The 22417-nt window shown below is 34.2% G+C and carries 12 protein-coding genes; all 12 read left to right on the forward strand.

The genetic code is table 11. The features are described 5' to 3' along the window. Positions 1–4: 4 nt before the first annotated feature. The 12 genes from ACZZZT_RS12680 (at position 5) to ACZZZT_RS12735 (ending at position 22329) form a co-directional block, all read left to right on the forward strand. Complete coding sequence (locus ACZZZT_RS12680) at positions 5–2392, forward strand: TonB-dependent receptor domain-containing protein (protein ID WP_463460642.1); 2388 nt, start codon at positions 5–7, stop codon at positions 2390–2392. Positions 2393–2398: 6 nt separating this feature from the next. Beyond that, complete coding sequence (locus ACZZZT_RS12685) at positions 2399–2728, forward strand: aminoglycoside 6-adenylyltransferase (RefSeq protein ID WP_463460643.1); 330 nt, start codon at positions 2399–2401, stop codon at positions 2726–2728. A 29-nt stretch (positions 2729–2757) separates the two neighbouring features. Further along, entirely contained in the window at positions 2758–2997 is a 240-nt protein-coding gene (locus ACZZZT_RS12690) for a hypothetical protein (protein WP_463460644.1), read from the forward strand. A 23-nt stretch (positions 2998–3020) separates the two neighbouring features. After that, positions 3021–3374, forward strand: coding sequence for an aminoglycoside 6-adenylyltransferase (locus ACZZZT_RS12695; protein ID WP_463462424.1), 354 nt, complete (start codon positions 3021–3023; stop codon positions 3372–3374). Between the two features lie 500 nt (positions 3375–3874). After that, positions 3875–4078, forward strand: a complete 204-nt coding sequence (locus ACZZZT_RS12700; protein ID WP_463460645.1) for a TauD/TfdA family dioxygenase — start codon at positions 3875–3877, stop codon at positions 4076–4078. Next, a complete protein-coding gene (locus ACZZZT_RS12705) occupies positions 4048–5337 on the forward strand; it encodes a class II aldolase/adducin family protein (RefSeq protein WP_463460646.1) in 1290 nt (429 codons plus the stop codon). The genes ACZZZT_RS12700 and ACZZZT_RS12705 overlap by 31 nt, the downstream gene beginning before the upstream one ends. Positions 5338–5351: 14 nt before the next feature. Then, the gene (locus ACZZZT_RS12710) at positions 5352–9740 is read left to right on the forward strand and encodes an amino acid adenylation domain-containing protein (RefSeq protein ID WP_463460647.1); all 4389 of its coding nucleotides are present in this window, start codon (positions 5352–5354) and stop codon (positions 9738–9740) included. A gap of 15 nt (positions 9741–9755) precedes the next feature. After that, positions 9756–12293, forward strand: coding sequence for an AMP-binding protein (locus ACZZZT_RS12715; RefSeq protein WP_463460648.1), 2538 nt, complete (start codon positions 9756–9758; stop codon positions 12291–12293). 156 nt (positions 12294–12449) lie between these two features. Then, entirely contained in the window at positions 12450–16805 is a 4356-nt protein-coding gene (locus ACZZZT_RS12720; protein WP_463460649.1) for a type I polyketide synthase, read from the forward strand. A 3-nt stretch (positions 16806–16808) separates the two neighbouring features. After that, the gene (locus tag ACZZZT_RS12725; RefSeq protein ID WP_463460650.1) at positions 16809–20789 is read left to right on the forward strand and encodes a non-ribosomal peptide synthetase; all 3981 of its coding nucleotides are present in this window, start codon (positions 16809–16811) and stop codon (positions 20787–20789) included. A 2-nt stretch (positions 20790–20791) separates the two neighbouring features. After that, on the forward strand, positions 20792–21625 hold the full coding sequence (locus ACZZZT_RS12730) for a carboxylesterase family protein (RefSeq protein ID WP_463460651.1): 834 nt from the start codon (positions 20792–20794) through the stop codon (positions 21623–21625). Next, the gene (locus ACZZZT_RS12735) at positions 21622–22329 is read left to right on the forward strand and encodes a thioesterase II family protein (RefSeq protein ID WP_463462425.1); all 708 of its coding nucleotides are present in this window, start codon (positions 21622–21624) and stop codon (positions 22327–22329) included. Before ACZZZT_RS12730 ends, ACZZZT_RS12735 begins: the two co-directional genes overlap by 4 nt. The last annotated feature ends 88 nt before the right edge of the window (positions 22330–22417 follow it).

The raw sequence follows: 22417 nt of genomic DNA on the forward strand, positions 1-22417 counted from the left end.
ACATATGAAACGTATACTATCGATTATTTTTTTATTTATTATTTCCACAAATTGTATCGCGCAATATAATATATCGGGTAGTATAAAAGATAGTAAGGAAAGTGGTGTGTCATTGGCAAAAATTGAAATTATTGCAGTAAATGATACCGTAAAAATTCGCCCTGTCCAATCGGGAATTGATGGCACATTTAATATAAAAAACATAAAAAACGGCAATTATATTTTAATTGTTTCTGCTTTGTCTTTTCAGGAATATAAAACAGATATTGTTATAGAAAACAAAGATCTGGATATTAGTCCCATTATATTGGTAACGGATAATGTTTTGAAGGAAGTTGTGATATCAACAAAAAAACAGCAAATGGTTCAAAAAACCGATCGTTTGGTTGTTAACGTTGAAGGAACTCCAATAGGGATTTCCGGGAGTGCTTTAGAAGTATTGCAAAGAATGCCCGGAGTGGATATTGGCTCAAACGGAAGTGCAATAACGCTAAATGGTAAAACAGAAGTAGGTATAATGATCAATGACAAGTTGGTTAGAGTTCCTATTGCATCTCTTTTGCAAATGTTAAGCAGCACCAATGCAAAAGACATTGAAAAAATTGAATTAATATCAAATCCACCATCTAAATATGATGCAGAATTTACCGGTGGATTAATCAATATCAAACAGATTAAAAAAAATACTGAAGGAACAAATGGCGGTATTCTTTTAGGATTGGGTTATGGAAAAAAAGATAAGGAAAAAGCAGGAATTAACTGGAATACCAGAAAAAAGGACATTAATTTTTTTGGAGATTTAAATTTTGACAGAAATAACAATCCCCGACAATTTACGAATTCTTCTACCATACAATCAGATAACAATACCTTTTATAATAAAACGGTTAGCGACAGATATCCGGTAATAAACGGCTATTCCGGAAGGTTAGGACTGGACTATTATATAAATGATAAAACCACACTTGGATTGCTTGTTAATGGCAATACAAGTAGATTTAAACAAGAAGTATTTGGGAATACTGCGCAGAGTGAATCAGCTGGTACTAATTCGTCAATAGTTTTATTTAATGATGAAGACAGCCAAAGAGATTTATTTAGTACCAATATTAATTTCAACACAAAAATTGATGATTCACAATCCTTAAACTTTGATATTGATTATTTGAACTATTATAACGGAGCTCCCACTAATTACCAAAATACTTATTTTGATGCTGCAGGAACTGCATATAAAAATGAAACTTTTTCGGCAACAAAAAAGACTCCCGTGAATGTTTGGGTTGGAAAAGTAGATTATTCAAAAGAAATAAACAAAAATGTAAAATTTGATTTAGGATCAAAATATACCAATTCAAATCTCGATAATAACGTACTTGTAGAAGATCTGATAAATGGTGCATATATAAGGAATGAAGAATTTAGCGAAAAGTCGGATTTAGTTGAAAATATAGCAGCGGTCTATTCTTCTATGGATTGGAAAGCAAATGGCAAGACAGATATTAAACTTGGTTTACGTTACGAATATTCAACTCAGGATTTAAACTTATTAAGCAAAGGAAATGTTCTTGATTCTAAATTAAGCGAGCTTTTTCCATCCTTGTTTCTATCCAGAAAATTAAATAAGGACAATACTTTGCAATTTTCTTATGGAAGAAGAATTGCAAGACCTACTTATTTTGATTTGGCTCCCTTTGTTTTATTCCTGGATCCAAACACATATTATTTTGGTAATATTGAGCTTAAACCATCTATCAGTAACGCATTTTCAACAAATTACCAATATAAAAAATATTTAGTATCGCTGGAGTACACAATTGAAAAAAACGCGATAGCCAGATCACAAACCATATTTCCGGATAACACAACCCAACAAGTTTTAACTTCCTTAAATATAGATTATCTAAAGGTTTTAAATTTTTCTCTGTCTTTACCATTTAAGATTGCAGATTGGTGGGATATGCAAAATAACCTTCAATTATCCTATTTAGATCAAAAAATGGATGATAAAAAAGAGGATGATACATTTTATGTTTTAAGAACTTCCCAAAACTTCACATTACCAAAAGACTTTTCTATTCAGGTATTTGCTTCCTATAATTCAAAAAGGATATCAGGAGTAAGCCATATAGATGATTATCAGAGAGTAAATTTAAGTATAGATAAAAAAATTCCAAAATGGGATAGTAGAGTCCAATTGAGTTTTAGCGACATTTTCGGACGTGATTATAGTTTTGAGTCTACAGAAAATCTGAACAGCTCTTATGTTCTTTATAGTTATGAACCGCGTGTTATAAGGTTAACTTTTACCTATAATTTCGGAAATAATCAATTAAAAAAACAAAGAAAAAGAGAAACCGGTTCAGATGAAATTAAAGAACGAATAGACTAAATTATTATGAATACATCAGAAAGAATACATACTATAAATAAAGGCGTTGAATTGTTATTATCCAACAACCAAGATATTATTTCACTGGTTTCAATAGGAAGTTTTTCTCAAAATTCGATAGATCAATTTTCCGATATAGACTTGTATCTTTTTACTAATAATCCTAAAAAATATTTAGATAAAGAGAATCATTCATGGATTAATCCTTTAGGAAAGATAATATCAAGAAGAGTATTTAAAGACTTGCAGGAAGGAGTCGATAAAAACAAAGTGGTTCTAGAGGATGGTTTAATGTATGATTTAACAATTATTGATATAAAAAAATCAAGCTTATAAGCTATTATTTAAGACTAAAAAATATTGGCTTGAAATTGTTACTTCCAGGGTTTTTACAAAAGAGTGTTGAGGGAAGTATTTTAAAATTCTATGATACTATAAAAAGGGGGTATAAAATTCATGTCGATAAAATTAATCTGAAAGAAATATTAGAAAGAACTATTACTTTTTCTGAGACTATTACTTTGGATAAAAAATTAGACAAAAAAATATTTTTTCAGCATTATAATTTTTTTGGCAATCCTGTTATACCGCATCAATTAAGCTAATAAGAAAAGATTTTTATTTTACAATTCTAACTTATGATAATTACATAAAAAAAGAATTAGTAAGAATGATAGAATGGGAAGCAGCCCTAAACAAAAAATCAACAGATGTTTTTTATAATGGTTTAAAAATATATGATTGGAGCGGAGAAGAAATTTATCATGATTTATACGGAACGTTATTATCTGATAATATAAATAACATGCAAAATTCACTAATTAAAACAGCTGAATTATACCAGAAATTTTCAACCATTGTGGCCAACGAATATAATTTTTCTTTAAATAAAGAATTTGAAAACTTCGTGATTGATTTTATTAAAAATGTGGCTATTCCGGAAGCATTAAACAATAAAGAAATCTTATCTGAAAACACCTGAAATATTTGTTGAACCCAATTATACAATAAAAAAAGAGAACAGAGAAACAAACAAATATGTGAACTTCTTAAATAATATAAACAAATAAATACCACGAATATGGAAAATAGTTTTAACAGCCTTATCAATATCCAGCCTAAGGAAATAAGTGATAAATTTCCTAAAGATATAAAGTTTGAAATAATAGGGAATGAATATACAAAAATAGCAGTTATAACCTCGGTTGAAGATAATGAACTGGAAGGTTGGCTCGCAAAAAACAATAATTTTGTAGATGAAATTTATGAAAAAAACAGAATTATTTTATTCAGAAAATTTAAAAGCTTTACCTCTAAAACAGAATTTTCTTCAGCTGTTGACAATCTATCCTTAGGCGGTGCTTTGGAGTATGCAGAACCTTCTTCTCCAAGAACGAGACTGGAAGATAAAATATATACTTCGACAGAATATCCTAAAGAACAGTCTATCCCTCAGCATAACGAGCATTCTTACTCAAAATCATGGCCAAAAAAACTGTTTTTTATTGTGAACGTCCCTCAGAGATCGGCGGTTGTACGCCTATCTGCAATAGTTCGGCTGTGTATAATAAAATCCCGTCTGATATTTCCAAAAGATTTGAAGATAAAGGAGGCGTAATGTATGTTCGAAATTTTAGTCAGGAAATGGATATTCCGTGGGAAACTTTTTCGGAACATCAGACATAAAAGAAGTAGAGAAATACTGTAAGGAGCATCATATGAACCTTACACAAATCGATCAGACCAGACTTAGAATTGATTACGTTGCACAGGCAACACTTCTTGATAAAGCTACCAATAAAAAAATATGGTTCAATCAGGCGCATCTTTTTCATTACAGTAATCTGGATAGTGATGTTTACAATTATTTGATAGATGCCTACGGAATAGACAATCTTCCGCGCAACAGTTATTATGGAGATGGTACAGCCATATCCATCGCTGATTTGGAGGTGATAAGACAAGCCTACGACGATGTGGCTTTCAGGTTTGATTGGGACAAAGGAGATCTTTTGATGATGGATAATATTAATTTCACTCATGGCCGTGATTCTTATGACGGGGCAAGACAGCTTTTTGTATCTATGTCTGAAGAAGATAATATTAGCAACTACGTAAAAGCCTCAGCTACAAAAAAAGTAACTGAAGCCAGAAAAAATACAGCGTCTTTCTTTATCACCAACGAATCCAAATATGGAGACAGCAAAGCAATGCTTAAATATAAACTTGCTTTATCGTGCAGAATGCTAAGAAGTCTTCAGCTTGATGAAGGAAGCATCAGCGGGCATATCAGTATGAAAGTACCCAATGAGAAAAATCTGTTTTGGGTGAATCCTTTCGGGATACTATTCGATGAAATAACACCAGACAATCTGATATTGGTAAATAACGAAGGAGAAGTCATTGAAGGAGAATATCCTATTAATGTAGCAGGATTCTGCATACACTCAGAAATACATAATACAAGCAGAGAAGCCAACTGTATCGTGCATACACACTCTCCGTGGGGAACGCTTTTTTCATCGCTGGAAAAACCTGAAATCCTTATGCTTGACCAGAACAGCTGCATGTTCTATGATAATTATGTTCTGTATAATGAATTCGACGGTCCTGTTAATACAACAGACCGAGCCATTAAATTAGCAGAAAAGCTGAGGGATAAAAACGTTGCCATTCTGGCTAATCATGGAGCAATTGCTTGCGGAGAAAGTATTGAAACAGCTATGATGTACATGATCAGTCTGGAGCGTACACTTAGACTTAACGTACTGGCAAGACAGATGAACGAAAAAGTAAATCTTATAGATTCTCAAACAGCGCAAAATTCCAAAGAATGGATCAGCAATCCTATGGGCTTCAAAATTGAATTTGATGCTTTGGCGAGAAGAATCGAAAGGGAACACACGGATATCAAAAACTACTATCCAATTTCTTTAAGCATATGATAAAAAGATATAATTTGTCACCACAGCAAAACCTCACGTATCTGGCGGCGGGTAAAGGTGACTTGTATAATGTAATGGTTTTTTCTCTGGAGAATATTCAGGGACAAAAGCTCTGTGATGATATAAAGGAAGTTCTGAAAGATGAATTATCTCTTTACATGAATATTACTTCCCCGGGAAAAGAAGCCTTTTTAAGTATTGAGCAGGAAAGAAATTTCGATGTAAAACTTGTGCATAAACAAGATATAGAAAATGCAGAGAATTCAGTATCCCAAGAACATAATCTAAGCATCACCATCATTCAGGATAATGAAAATGCTGTGTCGATAGCGTTCAGATATGGACTTTACTTTTTTGACAATTGGAGTATAATAATGCTGTACCACCGTATTTTAGAAAAGTATCACAAAGAAACTTATGATATGGCTGATATTAGCTACCTGCAATATTCTGCATGGAGAGAACATATTATAGGTGAAGAAGGGAATGAAGAAAATTCAGAATTCTGGAAAGATGTAATGAAAAAATTTCAGCCTTTCAGAACAAACCTTGAATTGAATGTTCCTGAGGAGGGAAAAAGAAAAACACAGATTCATAAGCTGAGCAACAAGCTTGTGCAGTTACTGCAAAATGCGCCAATTGATAAAGAGATACTACTGTTATCAGGATGGCACTATACGCTTTGTCAGATATCTGCAGATAAAAATACAGTATTTGGTGCAGGATATGTAAGCCATGGCAGAAGCTTCGAGCAGCTTTATAAAAATATAGGACTTTATGCCAGTACTTTACCTTTTAATGCAGAAGCAGCAAAAGGTTTTTCAGGAATAGAAGAATACTGTGACAGTATAGGGAAACTGGTGGTATTACTGAACAGTCGAAAAGAATATATTCTTAATAATCAAGAATATGCAGATTTTATAAAATCAAACTTCAAGTATATTTTTGAATTTATTGATCTAAGTATAATTACTAAAGATAAAACTCCTTTGAGTCAGATTATAGATCACCGAAATGACTATTCAGGTTTTATTGCCCAGATTTATTCTGCAAAAGAAGAAACTACTGTTGCCTTACATCATAATAATAGCATCAGAAGTGAAGATATTACCTACTTTATGCAGCTGTGGGAGCACAATAGTATTCAGATCATAGAAAGATATTCTGAAAATACAGCTGCTATCGAGCCTTACGAAACCGGTGTCCAAAAACTGTTGAAGACAGAAAATACCGTGACTAAAGAATCGGTTTTGGAAAGATATGCAGGAATCGTGAAGCAGTTTCCGGACCAAATTGCCATAGAAGATGAAAATGCAGCATATAGTTACAAACAGATCGATGAGAAATCAAATGTACTGGCTGCGTTAATTCTGGATAAAATAGCAGATGCATCATCGCCAACAATAGGTGTAATGTGCGATTGGGATCATAACGTGATTGTTGCTTTTTTGGCGACATTAAAGATCAATGGAAGTATAGTTCCTATAGATCCTAATGATTCCCAACAGAGAATCACGCATATACTTAACAATTCTAATGCACAGCTTTTAATCACGGGAAGCAACTATCAGAAAGAGGAATTTGAACCAAAACTCCTTATTGATACACTGAATTTTACAGAAGGTACATCCAGTACATCCACGGGCAGTAATGCTATTCGTACGCCGGAAAGTACTTCATATATTATATATACGTCAGGAACAACCGGAGCTCCCAAAGGAGTTTGTATTCAGGATAAATCTTTGATAAACTATGTCGACTTCCTTAACGGAACACTTGGCATTAACCATAGCGACACCTCTATACTTCTTTCTTCTTATGCCTTTGATTTAGGTTATACAAGCTTATGGGGAACTTTACTTTCAGGAGGAAAATTACAGATGGTTAAAAAAGATACCCTGTATGATGTAGATGAGGTGATCAATACGATTACAGATAAAAAAGTAACCTATATTAAAACGACTCCGTCGTATTTTAACGCCATATTAAATGCAAAAAACTTTACTAAGATTGAAGGATCGGATCTTAAAAAAGTAATCTTGGGAGGAGAAAAAATAAAGACAAAAGATTTAGCAGACTTTAAAAAATCTTTCGGGACAATAGAAGTTATCAATCATTATGGCCCTACGGAAACGACTATTGGAACTGTTTTCACAAAAATAAATAATATAGAGCAATATATTGAAAGGCCTGTAATAGGATCTCCGATTCCCAATAATTTTGCTGTTATTTTAGATGACAAAAAGAAAGAAGTTTCAAAATATGAGACAGGAAACGTCTTTATTGGAGGTGCAGGACTTGCAAAAGGATATTTGGATAATGAAGAGCTTACTTCAGAAAAATTCATTGTTCATCCCGATTATGGAAGAATATATGCGACAGGTGACATCGGTTTCATCACTCTGGAAAACGAAATCATGTTTCTGGGAAGAGGAGACAGTCAGGTAAAAATCAGAGGTTACAGAGTAGAGCCGGATGAAGTTAAAAACATTATCAGAACTTTTTCGGGCGTAAGCGATTCAGCAGTATTGGCTGTAGAAAACAACGGAGATACAGGTCTTTGCGCTTTTGTAACCGGGATTATCAAAGAAAGTTCTTCAGATTTGGAAGAATATCTTAAAAATTCTCTGCCTGAATATATGGTTCCGGCCGAAATTTTATTTGTTGATAAAATTCCGTTAACGACAAATAACAAAGTTGATCATCAGGCTCTTAAAGATTTATATGAAGAACATAAATCTGATAAAATGATTCATGATTCTTCTAAAGAAAATGAGATTTTTATAACCTCAGATTTACAGAAACATTTATTAAGGATATGGAAAGAAACCTTAATAACAGATGATATAACCGGCAGCAGCAACTTCTTTTCTTTGGGCGGACATAGCCTAAAGGGAATACAGATGCTCAACAAAATATATAAAGCGTTTAATGTAAAAATAACTTTGGGAGATATTTACAAATATCCCGAGTTTGAAAGCCTTTCAGAATTCCTGTTGGAAAAAGTAAATGAGAGTGGAGAATCTTCTTATACGAAGATTTCTCCCGTACCGGTTCAGTCGAGATATGAAGTTTCAAATTCTCAGAAACGCATGTGGCTGTCGACCATTAAAAAAGAAAGTGCAGCGTTGTTTAATGTTCCTATGAATTATTCAATCAATGGTTCTCTGAATATTGAGGCAATTAAGGCTTCTTTTGTGGCGCTTATACAAAAACATGAAACCCTTAGAACTATATTCAAATATGAAGATGGAGATATTTATCAGTACATCTTACCAATAGAGAATGTTGATCTGGAAATTCCTCTTATAGCCATACAGGATACACCATCAATGGTAGAATTTTTGCGTCAGGAAAGATATAAACCCTTTGATCTTTCAAAGGAATTGCCTATTAGGTTAAACCTAATCAAAAAAGGAGAGACAGAATATATCCTTGCAACAACGCTTCATCATATTATTTCTGATGGTTGGTCGCGCGAGATTTTGTATAAAGAAATCAAAGAAAATTACAATACATATCTTAAAGATAAACGTATCAATATTGAGCCTCTGGCAATACAATATAAAGATTATGTAAACTGGCACAAAGGCAAATATAAGACGCATGAAAATTTCTGGGAAAACTTTTTTGCCGAAGACATTCCTTCCCTGGATTTTCCGATAGATTATGTGCGTCCCGGTATGATCTCCTACAATGGGACCGCCATAAGCACACAGATAAAAGAAAACTTTAACGGCCTGAAACAAAGCTTAAATGAACAATCTCTTTCTCTGAACAATTATCTTGTTGGGATATATGGGCTCTTAATACATGCTTATAGTAATCAAGAGAAATTCTATATCGGAACAATTTCTTCCGGAAGGACCCACGTAGATACAGAACAGATTATAGGATCTTTTATAAATTACCTGCCTTTAAAAATCAAGGTTTCATCAGGAGTGAATTTTCAGGAATTCCTTGAAGAAAACACAAAAGGATTTGTGCAGGTGTATGAAAATGAAGACTATCCTTTTGACCTGATGGTAGAAAAGTACTTGCCGAATAATGATGCATCCAGAAATCCTTTTTTTGATACAACAATTATTCTTCATAATGAAGAAGAAGTATCCCGTACAATACTGTTTGATGACGGTGTACAGATAGAAGAATTTGTACATGTAGAAGAAATAGGTACACACTCCAAAATAGAATTCAAAATAGATATTACGGTAAAAAAAGACGAACTCACAATTCGATTGGAATATAATACAGACATTTTTTCTGAAAGCAAAATGACAAAATTACTGCAGTTATATACAGATCTGATCGAAAAAATGGCAAATAATTCCGGAGATAATTTGAATGATGTTGTTGAGGCATTACGAATTGAGATGAATCAGGACCAAGAATTTTTAATATAATTTATTAGAACAAATATGGAAATTATACATATTTTAAAAACACTCGGTACAAAAGGAGTAAGCCTGGAAGTTGAAAACACACAGATCAGACTGAAAGGTAATATATCCCAAATTTCTGTAGAGGAAAAAACATTTTTGAAGGAGAATAAAGAAAAAATAATAGATTATCTAATCAGGAAAGATACGTTTTATTTCTTTCGGGATGTGCTTTACTTTGGACACGAAGAGCTGGATAGCCTGGATCTGAATGATCTGAGGAATAGCGGAAACATTCAGAATACGGTATCCTCTGTAGTAAGCAAAAATATTTCAGATGCAAAGTATAATGAAATAAAAAGGTTTACACAAGAGCATAATATTACCTCTCAGGCTTTGTTCCTGACAGTTTACAGAATACTCTTATATCGGTATACCGGACAGAAAAACATCATCCTTTGTACTAATCTTTTAAGTACAAATGAAGACAGAATACTGTTTATAAAGAATAAAATAGAGGACAAAGAAACCATAGAGAATCTTATTCGAAAAGAAAATGAAGCAATTCACGCTGCATCTGAAAAAGATCAGTGGAAAGATTTATTGGCAGATGGTGAGAAAAATAAACTGCTTGGAGAAATTGTAAAAACGGGAATGTTTTTTTCATACAATTCCGGAGAAAAGATATATGGCAAGAGATCCGAAGACAGAGGCAATTCATACATTGATATTTTGATTAATGATGATCAGAATCAGTTGAATATCAGTATAGATTCTCATCCTTCATATAAACACGAACATGTTCAACGGCTGCTGGATCATCTGGTAAATATAATTAACGCTTTACCAGTCAGCTTCAATACAGTTCTTCATGAGATCGGTTATATGTCCGAAAGTGAAAATCAGAGCCTTGTATATCTGGCTCCCACGGAATCACAACCATTGGAAAATAAAAGTCTTATTGCAAAACTTGAAGATTCTTTTGATAAATATTTTACAAAAACAGCGATTGATTTTGAAGGGAAATCATTGTCCTATGGAGACGTAAAATATTTGTCAGATAAAGTATCTCACTATATCAGCAGTTATACTGAAAACGGAAAGGGCCATGTCGGAATCTGTATCAATAAATCGGAATATTTTATCCCCGTATTGCTCGGAGTCATAAAATCAGGAAATGCATATGTTGTAATTGATCCCTTCATTCCTGAAGAAAGGAAAAAATCATTGCTGGAAGATATAAACTGTAAATTGATCTTCGATGAATTGCAGCTTCAGGATTTTTTAGATAAGATAGAAGAAATTGCTCCTGTAGAGCAGATAAAGGATGTTAGTCAGGATGATCCTGTGTATTTAATGTGTACGTCGGGATCTACAGGAAAACCTAAAGTGGCCATTAATACCCACAAAGGTTTTCTGAATCTGTTGGAATGGTATAAAAACGATATAGGAATTCACGAGAATGATAAGGTAGGTATTATCAGTAATATCAGTTTTGACCTTACTCAAAAAAACTATTTTGCACCGCTTTTAGCCGGGGCTACAATTTATTTGGAAAATACAGGATTGTATGATATTCCTTCCTTCATCCACAAAAATAAAATAACGGTAGCAAATGCAGCTCCGGCTATATTTAGCTCTTTTACAGATGCAGAGTATAAAGTATTAAACTCTTTGCGTAAAGTTATATTTGGCGGAGAAAAAATAGATCCTGTAATCATTAAAAATCTGAGGAATCTGGTAAGTGATATCAAAATATATAACTCTTACGGACCAAGTGAAGCAAGTGATGTCTCTTCATTTTATGAGATAAATGAAGAAAGTACAAAAAATTTCCCTATTGGTAAAGCTATCCCAAAGGTAAAAGTATACATTATGGATCATAACTATAATGTTCTTCCTTTAGGTCTCAAAGGAGAAATTGTTGTAGGAGGAATAGGTGTAGGTCTGGGATATGTAAACAATCCTCAGGAAACAGATATTCGTTTTTATGAGCATCCTAAATACGGAAGGTTATACAGAACCGGGGATTTGGGAAGACTGATGGAAGACTATAATATTGAATTCTTAGGAAGAAATGATTTCCAGGTAAAGCTGAGAGGAAACAGGGTGGAACTGCAGGAAATAGAATTTGCTGCAAGTAGCTATTCCAGCCATGTCAGAACCGTTTTGGCCAATATTGTTTCTTATAATTCAGAACAGTACATAGCAGTATATTATTGCTCGGATATGTCAATTAACAATGCAGAGCTGAAAAAATATCTGATGAAATATTTGCCGGACTATATGGTTCCTACCTATTACATTTCATTAGAAGAATTTCCGCTGACTCCAAACGGGAAAATTGACAGAAAAGCTTTGCCGGAAGTATCATTTAAAGATACCATACAGACGGAATATATTGAGGCAAAAGGTGATTTTGAAATTAAAATCCGAAGAATTTGGTCAAATCTTCTGAACCTTGAAGAATCCCAGATAAGCACAAATGCCAATTTTTTTGAAATAGGAGGTACCTCATTAAAGCTTTTACAGTTGGTAAAAGAAATTAACCAGTTACCGGAAATAAAAAAGAAGTAACCCCTGTTAATATTTTCGAGTTTCCTCAGATTTCAAAACTGGCAGCTTATCTTAAAGGTGAAACAGCCACTTCTGACTACAACAAAAGTATTGAAGAGTCTTTGAGTACCATAGATGAAACTCTTAGCATATTAAATAATTTTTCAACAGAATAACATGAGCGAATATACAGGTTTAGAAATTGCAGTGGTAGGGATATCATGCAAAGTGCCCACTGCAGAGAATCATAATATTTTCTGGGATCAGCTTAAAAAAGGATTTGAACCTATTGACGAACTTACTATTGATGAAATAGTTGCTTCAGGTGTACCAAGAGAAATGGCTGAGAATAAAGATTACGTTCGCAAAAGCAGACGGTTGAAAAACAAAAAAAATTTCGACTATTCTTTTTTTGGATATAATAAGAATGAAGCCCAACTGCTTTCCCCGCAAACCAGAATGCTGCATCAGTCTATATGGGAAGCAGTGGAAGATTCGGGAAGTGATATTAAAAAATTAGAAAGCAGCAGTTTATTTGTAAGTATTATAGAAGATTTTACATGGCAGATGCATGTAAGATCGCTAAGGGATAAATTGCCCATAGATTTTTATTCCTTTAATTTTTTATCGGCCCATCATTTTACTCCGGCACTTTTATCTTATAAATTTGGGTTTACAGGATTGCCATTGCCAATTATGAGTGCATGCTCAAGTTCATTGGTTGCGATTCATGAAGGGTGCAAAAGTCTTTTACTGGGAGAATCCAAATATTCTATAGTAGCGGGAGTCAATTTTTTTAACAGTAAAGAAAAAGGCTATATCTACAAAGAAGGAGTAGAATCTAAAGATGGACACTGCAGGGCTTTTGATGCAGATTCATCTGGGACATCGTGGGGAGAAGGCATAGGAGTTGTGGTGCTGAAAAAATTAAAAGATGCTATAAGAGATAAAGATCATATTTACAGTGTTATAAAAGGGAGCGCATGTAATAATGATTCCAACAGGAGAATAGGATATGCCGCACCAAGTGTAATCGGGCAGAAAGAATGTATTGAAAAAGCACTGAAATTCAGCAGGGTTTTACCGGAAACCATATCTTATGTAGAAACTCACGGTACAGGAACATCTTTGGGAGATCCTATTGAGGTGGAAGCCCTTACTCAGGCCTATGGATTGGGAAGAGAAAATAAAATTCCTATTGGCTCTCTGAAAAGTAATATCGGACATACGAGTTATGCAGCAGGGATATTAAGCTTTATAAAAGCTGTATTGTGCTTAGAAAATAAACAAATTCCTCCAAGCATTAATTATGAATCCCCAAATCCTAACATCAACTTTGAACAAAGCCCATTTTATGTAAATAACAAAATTATAGACATAGAGAAAAAGAATTCACCTTTAAGGGTAGCTGTAACTTCATTGGGAATAGGAGGTACCAATGCTCATATTATTCTGGAACAGGCTCCGCTTGTAGAAAAAAACAGGATAGAAAACAACTTTCCTGACATTTTTTCAATTTCTGCAAAATCTGAAAAAGCACTTAGAAAAATAGCTTTAAATGTTTCAGAATTTATAGAAAATGAGGATGTAAATATTCATGATCTGGCATATACTTATCGAAAATCAAGATCGAATTTTGATATCAGAAAAAGTTTTATATTCGAATCCAGACAAGATCTGATTTCAAAACTGAGAGGTTTTTATAAAGGAAATTCACGCGTACAGGCAATATCTCCTAATAATAAACCCTTGGTTTTTACATTCTCCGGCCAGGGCTCCAGTTATATTAAGATGGGCGTACAGATGTATCTTGATTCTGAAGTGTTCAGGAATACTATGGACCTGTGTTTTTCTACATTGGAAAAGCTTTCGGATATAGATTACAGAAAAATATTCCTCAATGGAGAAGAAATAGATCAAAGAAAAATAGATCATACAAACCCTATAATTTTTGCTTTCCAGTATTCGTACGCACAATTATTAATAGAAATGGGGCTGAAACCATCATACATGATGGGTCATAGTCTCGGAGAGTACGTATGTGCATGTTTAAGCGGGGTTATTTCTTATGAAGAAGCTCTAAGCATTATATATAAGAGAGCAAAATTGCTTGCTGGCTTGCCGGAAGGCAGAATGATAAGCATTCGTATTCCGTTATCACAGCTTGAAGATATGCTTAAAGAAAGTGACAATATATTTATATCTGCATACAATTCGCAGGACAGCTATACTCTTTCCGGATTGAAGGACGATATGATCCTGTTTGCGGAAAAGTTGAAAGAGCAGGATATATACTTTACTGAACTACAGGCAGACGGGCCCTACCATACTCCTTTTACAGGAATTATAAAAGATGAATTTAAGTCGTTTCTGGATGGCTATACATTCAAAACCCCTCAAATTCCTTTTACTTCCTGTGCTACAGGAAATACGGTAAATGAGAATTCTGTCATAAAATCAGAATATTGGCTTGATCATATGGCGATGCCAGTTTTGTTTGATAAATGTATCAGTACGATTCTTCCAAACAAAGATGATCTTACTATTGTAAACATTGGTCCCGGAACTACAGTGTCCAAAATATTAAAAAATGTAGATATTAGCATCCAGACTTATGATACTTATCATAAAGAAGAATCTGAATACAGCCAGATGCTTAACGTTATCGTACTATTGTCGGAGAAAGGATATGAGATAAACTGGGAAAAAATCTTCCCGGAGGCCAATATCATATCAGCACCGGTATATCCTTTTGACAAAGTTGAGTTTATAGATGAAATTATAACGAACCCTGTCTTTCAGAAAGAGGAAGTTCGTGAACCTGAAAAAGAATATTATACCTACCGTGAAAAATGGGAAGCTCAGGCAACAGATATTTCAGAAAATAAAACCAATACAGAAGAAGAGCAGATTATTGTGATCTCTGATGACAGCAATATATATGAGAAGCTTTCCTTCTTTGGTAAAAAGGCCATCTACATTTGTAATCAGGATAAAAACAGCTGCTCTGCCGAATTATCTGAGAATATTTTATGTGCTGATTTTTCAGACGAGAAAGAGACTTCTGAGCTGTTCTCGGATTTAAAGCAAAAAGGCATTGTACCGAGAACGGTATATTATGTATGGTTTGGAGATAAGGAAACAGAAGAAGGACTTTTGTACGGATATCGTTCAATTTATCATTTCGTAAGAGGGTTTGATAGCGTATTCTTTGATAAAGATCTTAATATCACCCTGATTGGAGATTTATTCTTTAAGGTAAAACCGGGCGAAAAAACAAGCGCCATAAAAGCAACCGCATATAATGCCCTGAAAATGGTGAATGTGGAATTTGAGAATATCACGGCAACCTGCGCAGATGTTCCGGAATTTAGCGGTTTATCTCAGGATATATTGTCTCACATTAAAAAGAATGGTAAAACACATTTTGAATATGCCGTAAGGGAAAAAGAGCTCCTTATCAAAAAATTTGAAGAAATTGAATTGCCGTCAGAACCTTATCAGGTTTCCAGCCCAAATACCTATGTGATAACGGGTGGTTTGAGAGGACTTGGTTTTGAAGTAGCCAAATATATTGCAGAAAATGCACAGGCTAACCTGATGATTATAGGAAGAGGAGAAGAAAATTCTGAAAACAGAAAAATACTTGAAGACTACGGTACTAAAGTAATGTACCTGCAGGCAGACCTTTCAGATTATGACCTCCTTAAAGAGAAAATTGAAGCTGCACAACAGGAAATAGGAACTGTTACCGGAGTAATACATGCTGCGGGAGTAGGAGATTATAATGGTATCATTTTAAGAAGAGGAACAGATGATTCTTCAGTATTCAATCCTAAAATATATGGTACTAAAAATTTAGTGGAAATATTAAAGAACAATTCTCTGCAGTTTTTCTTAGGATATTCGTCACGTGCCGTATCAAAACCGTTTATAGGGCAGCTGGGATATATTGCAGCAAACTCATATCTGGATAACTGTATATCGAATAATAATGGAGTAACGGTGCACTGGCCTATTGTAGCCGGCGTAGGTATGATCAACGAAGCATTAAAGAACGTGCCGGAATACAGGCATAAATCTATTTTGAGCAGATCAATTACCGTTAGTCAGATGCTTCAAATACTCTTTAAATCCATAGCATCCGGAGAACATCTTGTAATTGCTTCCAGAAGCAGAATGGATGTAGAGACCGGATATCTGGAAGTTACAGAAGAAGAGGATCTTGACCACGTTACTTTCTCTAAAGAGAGAGTCTTTACGAATAAAGAATATATAGCTCCTGAAACCGAAACTGAGATCAGGCTGGTAAATATCATCAAGGAAGTACTGTGCCTGGATGAGGTAGGAATAAAGGACAATATGTTTGAACTGGGAGGCGACTCTCTGAAAGCAATGGTGATTCTGAATAAAATAAAATCAGAATTCAGTTTAGAATACAGCCTTAAAAACCTTATGGATGCGACAGACCTGCACCAAATTTCACAAGAGATACAAACAATAACTGATAACAAAATAACGCTAACATTTTAACTAATGGAACTTAAAGAATTATTAACATATATTGAAGAGAATAACATTGATGTAAGCCTTAATGAGTCTTATAACTTAAACATCGTCTTAAATAAAAAAGACGCCGAAAACAAAACATTAATAGACTCTATCAGAAGCAACAAGGAGCATCTTATAAAACATCTTGAAACAAAGAACAGTGAAAGCCTTATTCCTGTTTACAGAATGACACCTTTTCAGGAAGGCCTGGCAGGATTTGTAAAAAATAATCCGGATAGCTCAAGGTATATTATTCATCTTACTTTTAAATCTGAAAAAGAAATTGATTTTGATGCTTTTAAGAAAGCATGTGGACTTTTGGTATCAAGCAATGAGATTTTAAAATCGTCATTTGATTATGATTCCCAGGAGCAGGTTTTTAAGTCGAAAATTATAGATACAGACGAATTTTTCTGCGAACAGATACTTCCTCAGGATGAGCAGTTTTTCAGGCAGGGTAGCTTTGATATATCCAAAGAATCTCTTATAAAATTTGCGTTGATAGACAAGCATATTATCATTATAAAAATTCATCATATTATAGCAGATGTTGTATCGGTACAGCTGATGCTTCAGCAGTTATTTGGATACTACAGCAGATTTCAGAATAATGTTACCCCGGAGGCTTTGCAATCAGTTCCCTTTTCTGAATATACGAAATGGCTATTGAAACAGAACAAGGAAAAAGGATTGTCTTACTGGAAAAACCTGTTGGAGAATTACGATGCGACCCCAATAGAACAAATAGTTCCTGTTAAGAAAAACCTTCAGGAAACTTATGGCGAACTAAATGTTTCCTACGATCTGAATATTGCTACTCAGGAAATGCTGAAGAATAACAAACTGACCAGCAATACGGTGATCAACTTTTTATTTGGAATGGTGTTCTCTAAATATTTTAGAAACAAAAAATTTGTGTGGGGTAATACCATAACACATCGATATATGGATCATGATAACTTTAGAGATATCATAGGCCCTATGATTACAACAATACCGGTGGCTAATGATTTTGAGAAACAGGAAACCATTATGAAATCTATTTCTGATTTTCATTATCAGCTTTTGGATTCACGTGAATACTCCTACATCTCTACCCCTGAAATCTATGAGGCTATCAATGCTAAAAACCTGTTTAGTGCCAATGTAAGTTTTCAGGATGTTTCAGAAAATAATAATGACACATTTAACGATGTAGGTATCGAAAGACTTGTTTCTGAAAGCCAAAGTATATCGCATTTCCCTCTGTCTATTCTGGCATCTGCAAAAAAAGATAAAATTTCATTTAGCATCAGCTACAGATCAGATATATTTTCAGAAGATATAATAAAAGATATGACTGATATTATCATGGGACTTTATAACAATCTGGAAAATATTGCTGAACTGAAGTATTCTGAACTTGATATTTTTGAGTACAAAAAAGACATTGAAAGATCTGCTATTGCCGGAGATAAATTTGATCAGAAAAATGTTTCTCTGCAAAAACTCTTTACAGAAGCATTAGGCAAGTATAAAGAAAAAACAGCAATAGAGGACATTGAGGATAATTCGCTCACATTTGCAGAGCTGGATGCACAAAGTAATCATATCGCGAATCAACTGATAGCGAAAAACATTAAAGGTGCTGTAGGTGTTCACCTTAAGTATTCTACCAATCTGGTTGTAAGTATTCTGGGAATCTTAAAAGCAGGATGTACAGTGATCAGTTTAGAACACGGTTACCCGATCGAGCAGCTTAATCTTATTACTCTTGAAACAGATTTGCAGGCATGTATTATAAGCTCTGAAGAAAAAACGCTTTTTGGAGACCGTTTGCCATATGTAAAAGAAAACTGTACCCTAATTCATATTTCAGATCATATTCCGTCAGAAGACAACCTTATTGAAGAGATAGAAAGCCTGGCAGAAGACATCTTATCGATCTATTACACATCCGGATCTACAGGAATTCCTAAGATAGTTAAGGTTTCTAATGAAAACACCCTAAACGGACTATTATACCTTCTACAATATTATCCGGCCAATGCTCAGGACATCTTTTGTCTTAACATAAGAGTTTCTTTTAGCCCTTCTGTAAGGAATATATTGGAAGCAATTATCCAGGGAAATAAAATCGTTATCCTTCCGGAATATTTGTACCATAATATAGACAAGTTTGTAGAGACTGTATCTCAGAAAGAAATTTCAAGACTCTCACTTACTCCAAGCTTTATCAGGCTTCTTATTGAAAACGATAAAGAAAGCTTCCTGAATAAGCTTAATTTCTTAGAAGTACGTGGTGAAGCAATTTCTATGGAAGACATGACGTTATTCAAAAAACTCATGCCGGCAACCAAAATTGTCAGCAGATATGGATCTACAGAAGCATCTTCTACCGCTTATAATGAAGCACTTGAAAGTAATCTTAACACATCGTCAAGATATTTTGCTTTGGGTAAACCAATACATAATACCGTGTTTAAAATTATTGATGATAGCAGCAATGTTCTGCCATCAGGAATTATAGGAGAAATATATGTAGAAAGTAAAAGCGTGGCTCAAGGCTATATTGGAACTACAAATAATAACTTTATCTATAAAGATGGTCAAATTTCTGGATTAAAAACAGGCGATTTAGGATATATAGATCAGGAAGGCATTTTACAGTTTATTGGAAGAAAAGATTCAATGCTGAAACTAAGAGGATACCGTATTGAGCCCGAAGAAATAGAACTTGCAATGGAAAAGTTTGAGGGCATAATGAAAGCAAAAATAGTTCCTGTAGACGTCGAAGATCCTACGATGGCAAGGCTCGTAGCATTCTGTCATGTAAAAAAAGTTGATGAGTTCACTGATATCAACCTTAAACACTTTTTGAAGGATATGCTGCCGAACTATATGATCCCGAATAAAATATTGTTTCTGGATGAATTTCCAAGAACCAGTACCGGTAAAATAGATATACAATCTCTGAAAAGACAGATAAATGTAACGGATAAAAACAGAACCGAAACAAATAGCATGACAGAACAGAGAATAAAGGACATTTTTACTGATATCATGCCAAGCTCTGTGATTTATATTGATGAAGAGTTTTTTGAAATGGGCGTAAATTCTATTTTGACAATGAAAGCCGCCTATAAATTAAGTACAGAGTTTAATATAAGCCTAAAAGGAGCAGAGCTGTTTCAGCATGATACTATCGAGAAACTGGCGGTATTTATAGATACGATGATAGCCAATAAAAACTTTAAAAGAGAAGAGATATATCATACCCTGAATCAGAATGATGATAACGAAGATATTTTCTTCCTGATACCACCACTTACGGGAACATCACTTTTTAACACATTAAGGCCATTTATGCAGGAAGGTATAGATTTCTATGTTTTCGAAACTATTGCTGTTGAAGAATACCCACAACTGGCAAAAGACCTGGAAACATTGGCTGGTTTTTACAAGAACTCTATCCTACAAATGTATAAAGGTAAAAGAATACATATGGGCGGATGGTCTTTTGGAGGAAGTACAGCTTTTGAAATAGCATTGCAGCTTCAGGCGTTGGGAGTAGAAGTAAGCTCTCTTGTATTATTGGATCCTAATATGTACAGACCGGAATTTGATAGTGATAATAAGCAGAGAGAAGACTACGAAAAAATAATCAGAGCTTTACTTATCCAGGAAAATATAGATCCGGATTCGATAGGGATGCACAAATTTATTGAGCAGGCATATCATTCTAATTATGTCATTAAAAACTACAGGCCCGCTTCAATATATAAAGGTGATATTGCCCTTATTAAACCTGAACTGACTTCAGAGTTTGAAAGAAACCATGATACTCCTTACAATGGTTTCCGTGAATATTGTGAAGGAGAAATTAAAATAAGCTTCACTCCTGGAAATCATATGACAATGGCTACAGGTCCTGCAAAAGTGGTTGCTAATCTTATATTTTCGAATTTAAATCTGAAAGTTAAATAATCATGATAAAAAAAGGCTTGGTTTTTTTTACAGGAATATTGCTCCTTATCGGGTGTAAAATGCAGCATGCTGCCTATTCGTTAACGGAAAATAAGTTTTCCCAGGATGCGATAAAGGAAAAAAGAGCAGAAGTAATGAAGTTAAACGATTCATTATATAAGTATGAAAAATTTAGTTATAAAAACTCCGTACTTAATTACAGGATTCTGGAGCCGGTTTTAGCAAAGGAAGGAAAAAAGTATCCGTTGGTTATTATATTTCCCCACTCAGGCGGAGTGGGGAATGACAACAGGAACCAGATGACGACCCTTCCCAAATATTGGCTTCAGGAAAAAGTCCGTAATAAATATCCTGCCTATGTAGTAGCAATACAATATCCTGTACGTTCTTCCAATTACCTTTTTGATGAGTCCAAACGTATGTATTCCGTACCGGATGATTATTGTCTGGAGGCCACCTCAGAACTTATAAAAAGCCTCACTATGCAGCTTAAGGTTGATGCAAAGCGCGTTTATGGAATAGGTTTTTCAATGGGAGCCTCCACAATTTATAATTTGCTGGCTAGAAATCCCGATGTATTAAAAGCCTCTGTGAGTATTTCCGGAATTCCAGATAAAGACTTCAGTGAAAAAGTGGCAAAGTCACCAATATGGATCATTCATGGAAATACGGATACCGAGAATCCTATAGAACCGGACAGAATGTTGGTGAAATACCTCAAAAAAATGAATAATAAAAACTATACCTTCTGGGAGATTTCCGGCTTGGAACATACCATATATCCGGATTTATATGACACGGACATGATCCCGGAATGGTTGTTTAACTCAAAATAAAAAGTTTACTATTAAATGATGAATATAATTTTTTCCCTTTTGCCGGAGGGCACAAGTTTTCTTACCAAAGCCTCATTGAAAACATTGAAAACAAAGATAAGATTAAGGTGATAGAATATCCCGGCAGAGGAACCAGAATGAAGGAGGAATTTGCAGGAACATTTGAAGAATTGATAGAAGATTGTATGCGCCAGATTGGAAGTATGCTGGATAATAACGAAAAATATATCCTTTATGGGCACAGCATGGGAGGATTACTGGCATATGAAATATCGATGAAAATTCAGGAAATGCATCGTAAAATGCCTGAAAAACTAGTAATAACAGGAAGAACACCTCCTTCTAGGGTTCGTACGGTGAAGTATACCCATCAATCAGATGACATGTTTTGGAAAGAGGTCTGTAATTTAGGGGGAATACCAAAAGACTTCAGAGATAATGAGGATTTCAAGAGCTTTGTAATACCTATTTTAAGAGCTGACTTTTCTATTTATGAATCTTATACTTATCAAGAAAATAAAGACAAACTAAAAGTTCCTATTGATGTGTTTTACGGTTCAGAAGAACATACAGACGGAGATCTTATAATGGAAGGCTGGAAAAGAGAAAGTGAAGCTCCTGTTCAGATATCAGAACTTGAAGGTGATCATTTCTTTATTTTTAATAATTTGGATTTTTTTCAAAAATATTTTAGAAACTTCTAATTTTTTAATATTGAATATCTAACGTAATAAAAGTATTGTGTTTTCTACTGAAAATAAGGATGTAAAAAACGGAATTCGGCATTTTCTA

This window comes from Flavobacterium sp. AC274 (assembly GCF_979258275.1).

Bases quoted from the DNA above. Each gene is read 5' to 3' on its own strand.
- ACZZZT_RS12680 (WP_463460642.1), top strand. From the start codon at position 5: ATGAAACGTATACTATCGATTATTTTTTTATTTATTATTTCCACAAAT.
- ACZZZT_RS12685 (WP_463460643.1), top strand. From the start codon at position 2,399: ATGAATACATCAGAAAGAATACATACTATAAATAAAGGCGTTGAATTG.
- ACZZZT_RS12700 (WP_463460645.1), top strand. From the start codon at position 3,875: ATGGCCAAAAAAACTGTTTTTTATTGTGAACGTCCCTCAGAGATCGGC.
- ACZZZT_RS12715 (WP_463460648.1), top strand. From the start codon at position 9,756: ATGGAAATTATACATATTTTAAAAACACTCGGTACAAAAGGAGTAAGC.
- ACZZZT_RS12720 (WP_463460649.1), top strand. From the start codon at position 12,450: ATGAGCGAATATACAGGTTTAGAAATTGCAGTGGTAGGGATATCATGC.
- ACZZZT_RS12725 (WP_463460650.1), top strand. From the start codon at position 16,809: ATGGAACTTAAAGAATTATTAACATATATTGAAGAGAATAACATTGAT.
- ACZZZT_RS12730 (WP_463460651.1), top strand. From the start codon at position 20,792: ATGATAAAAAAAGGCTTGGTTTTTTTTACAGGAATATTGCTCCTTATC.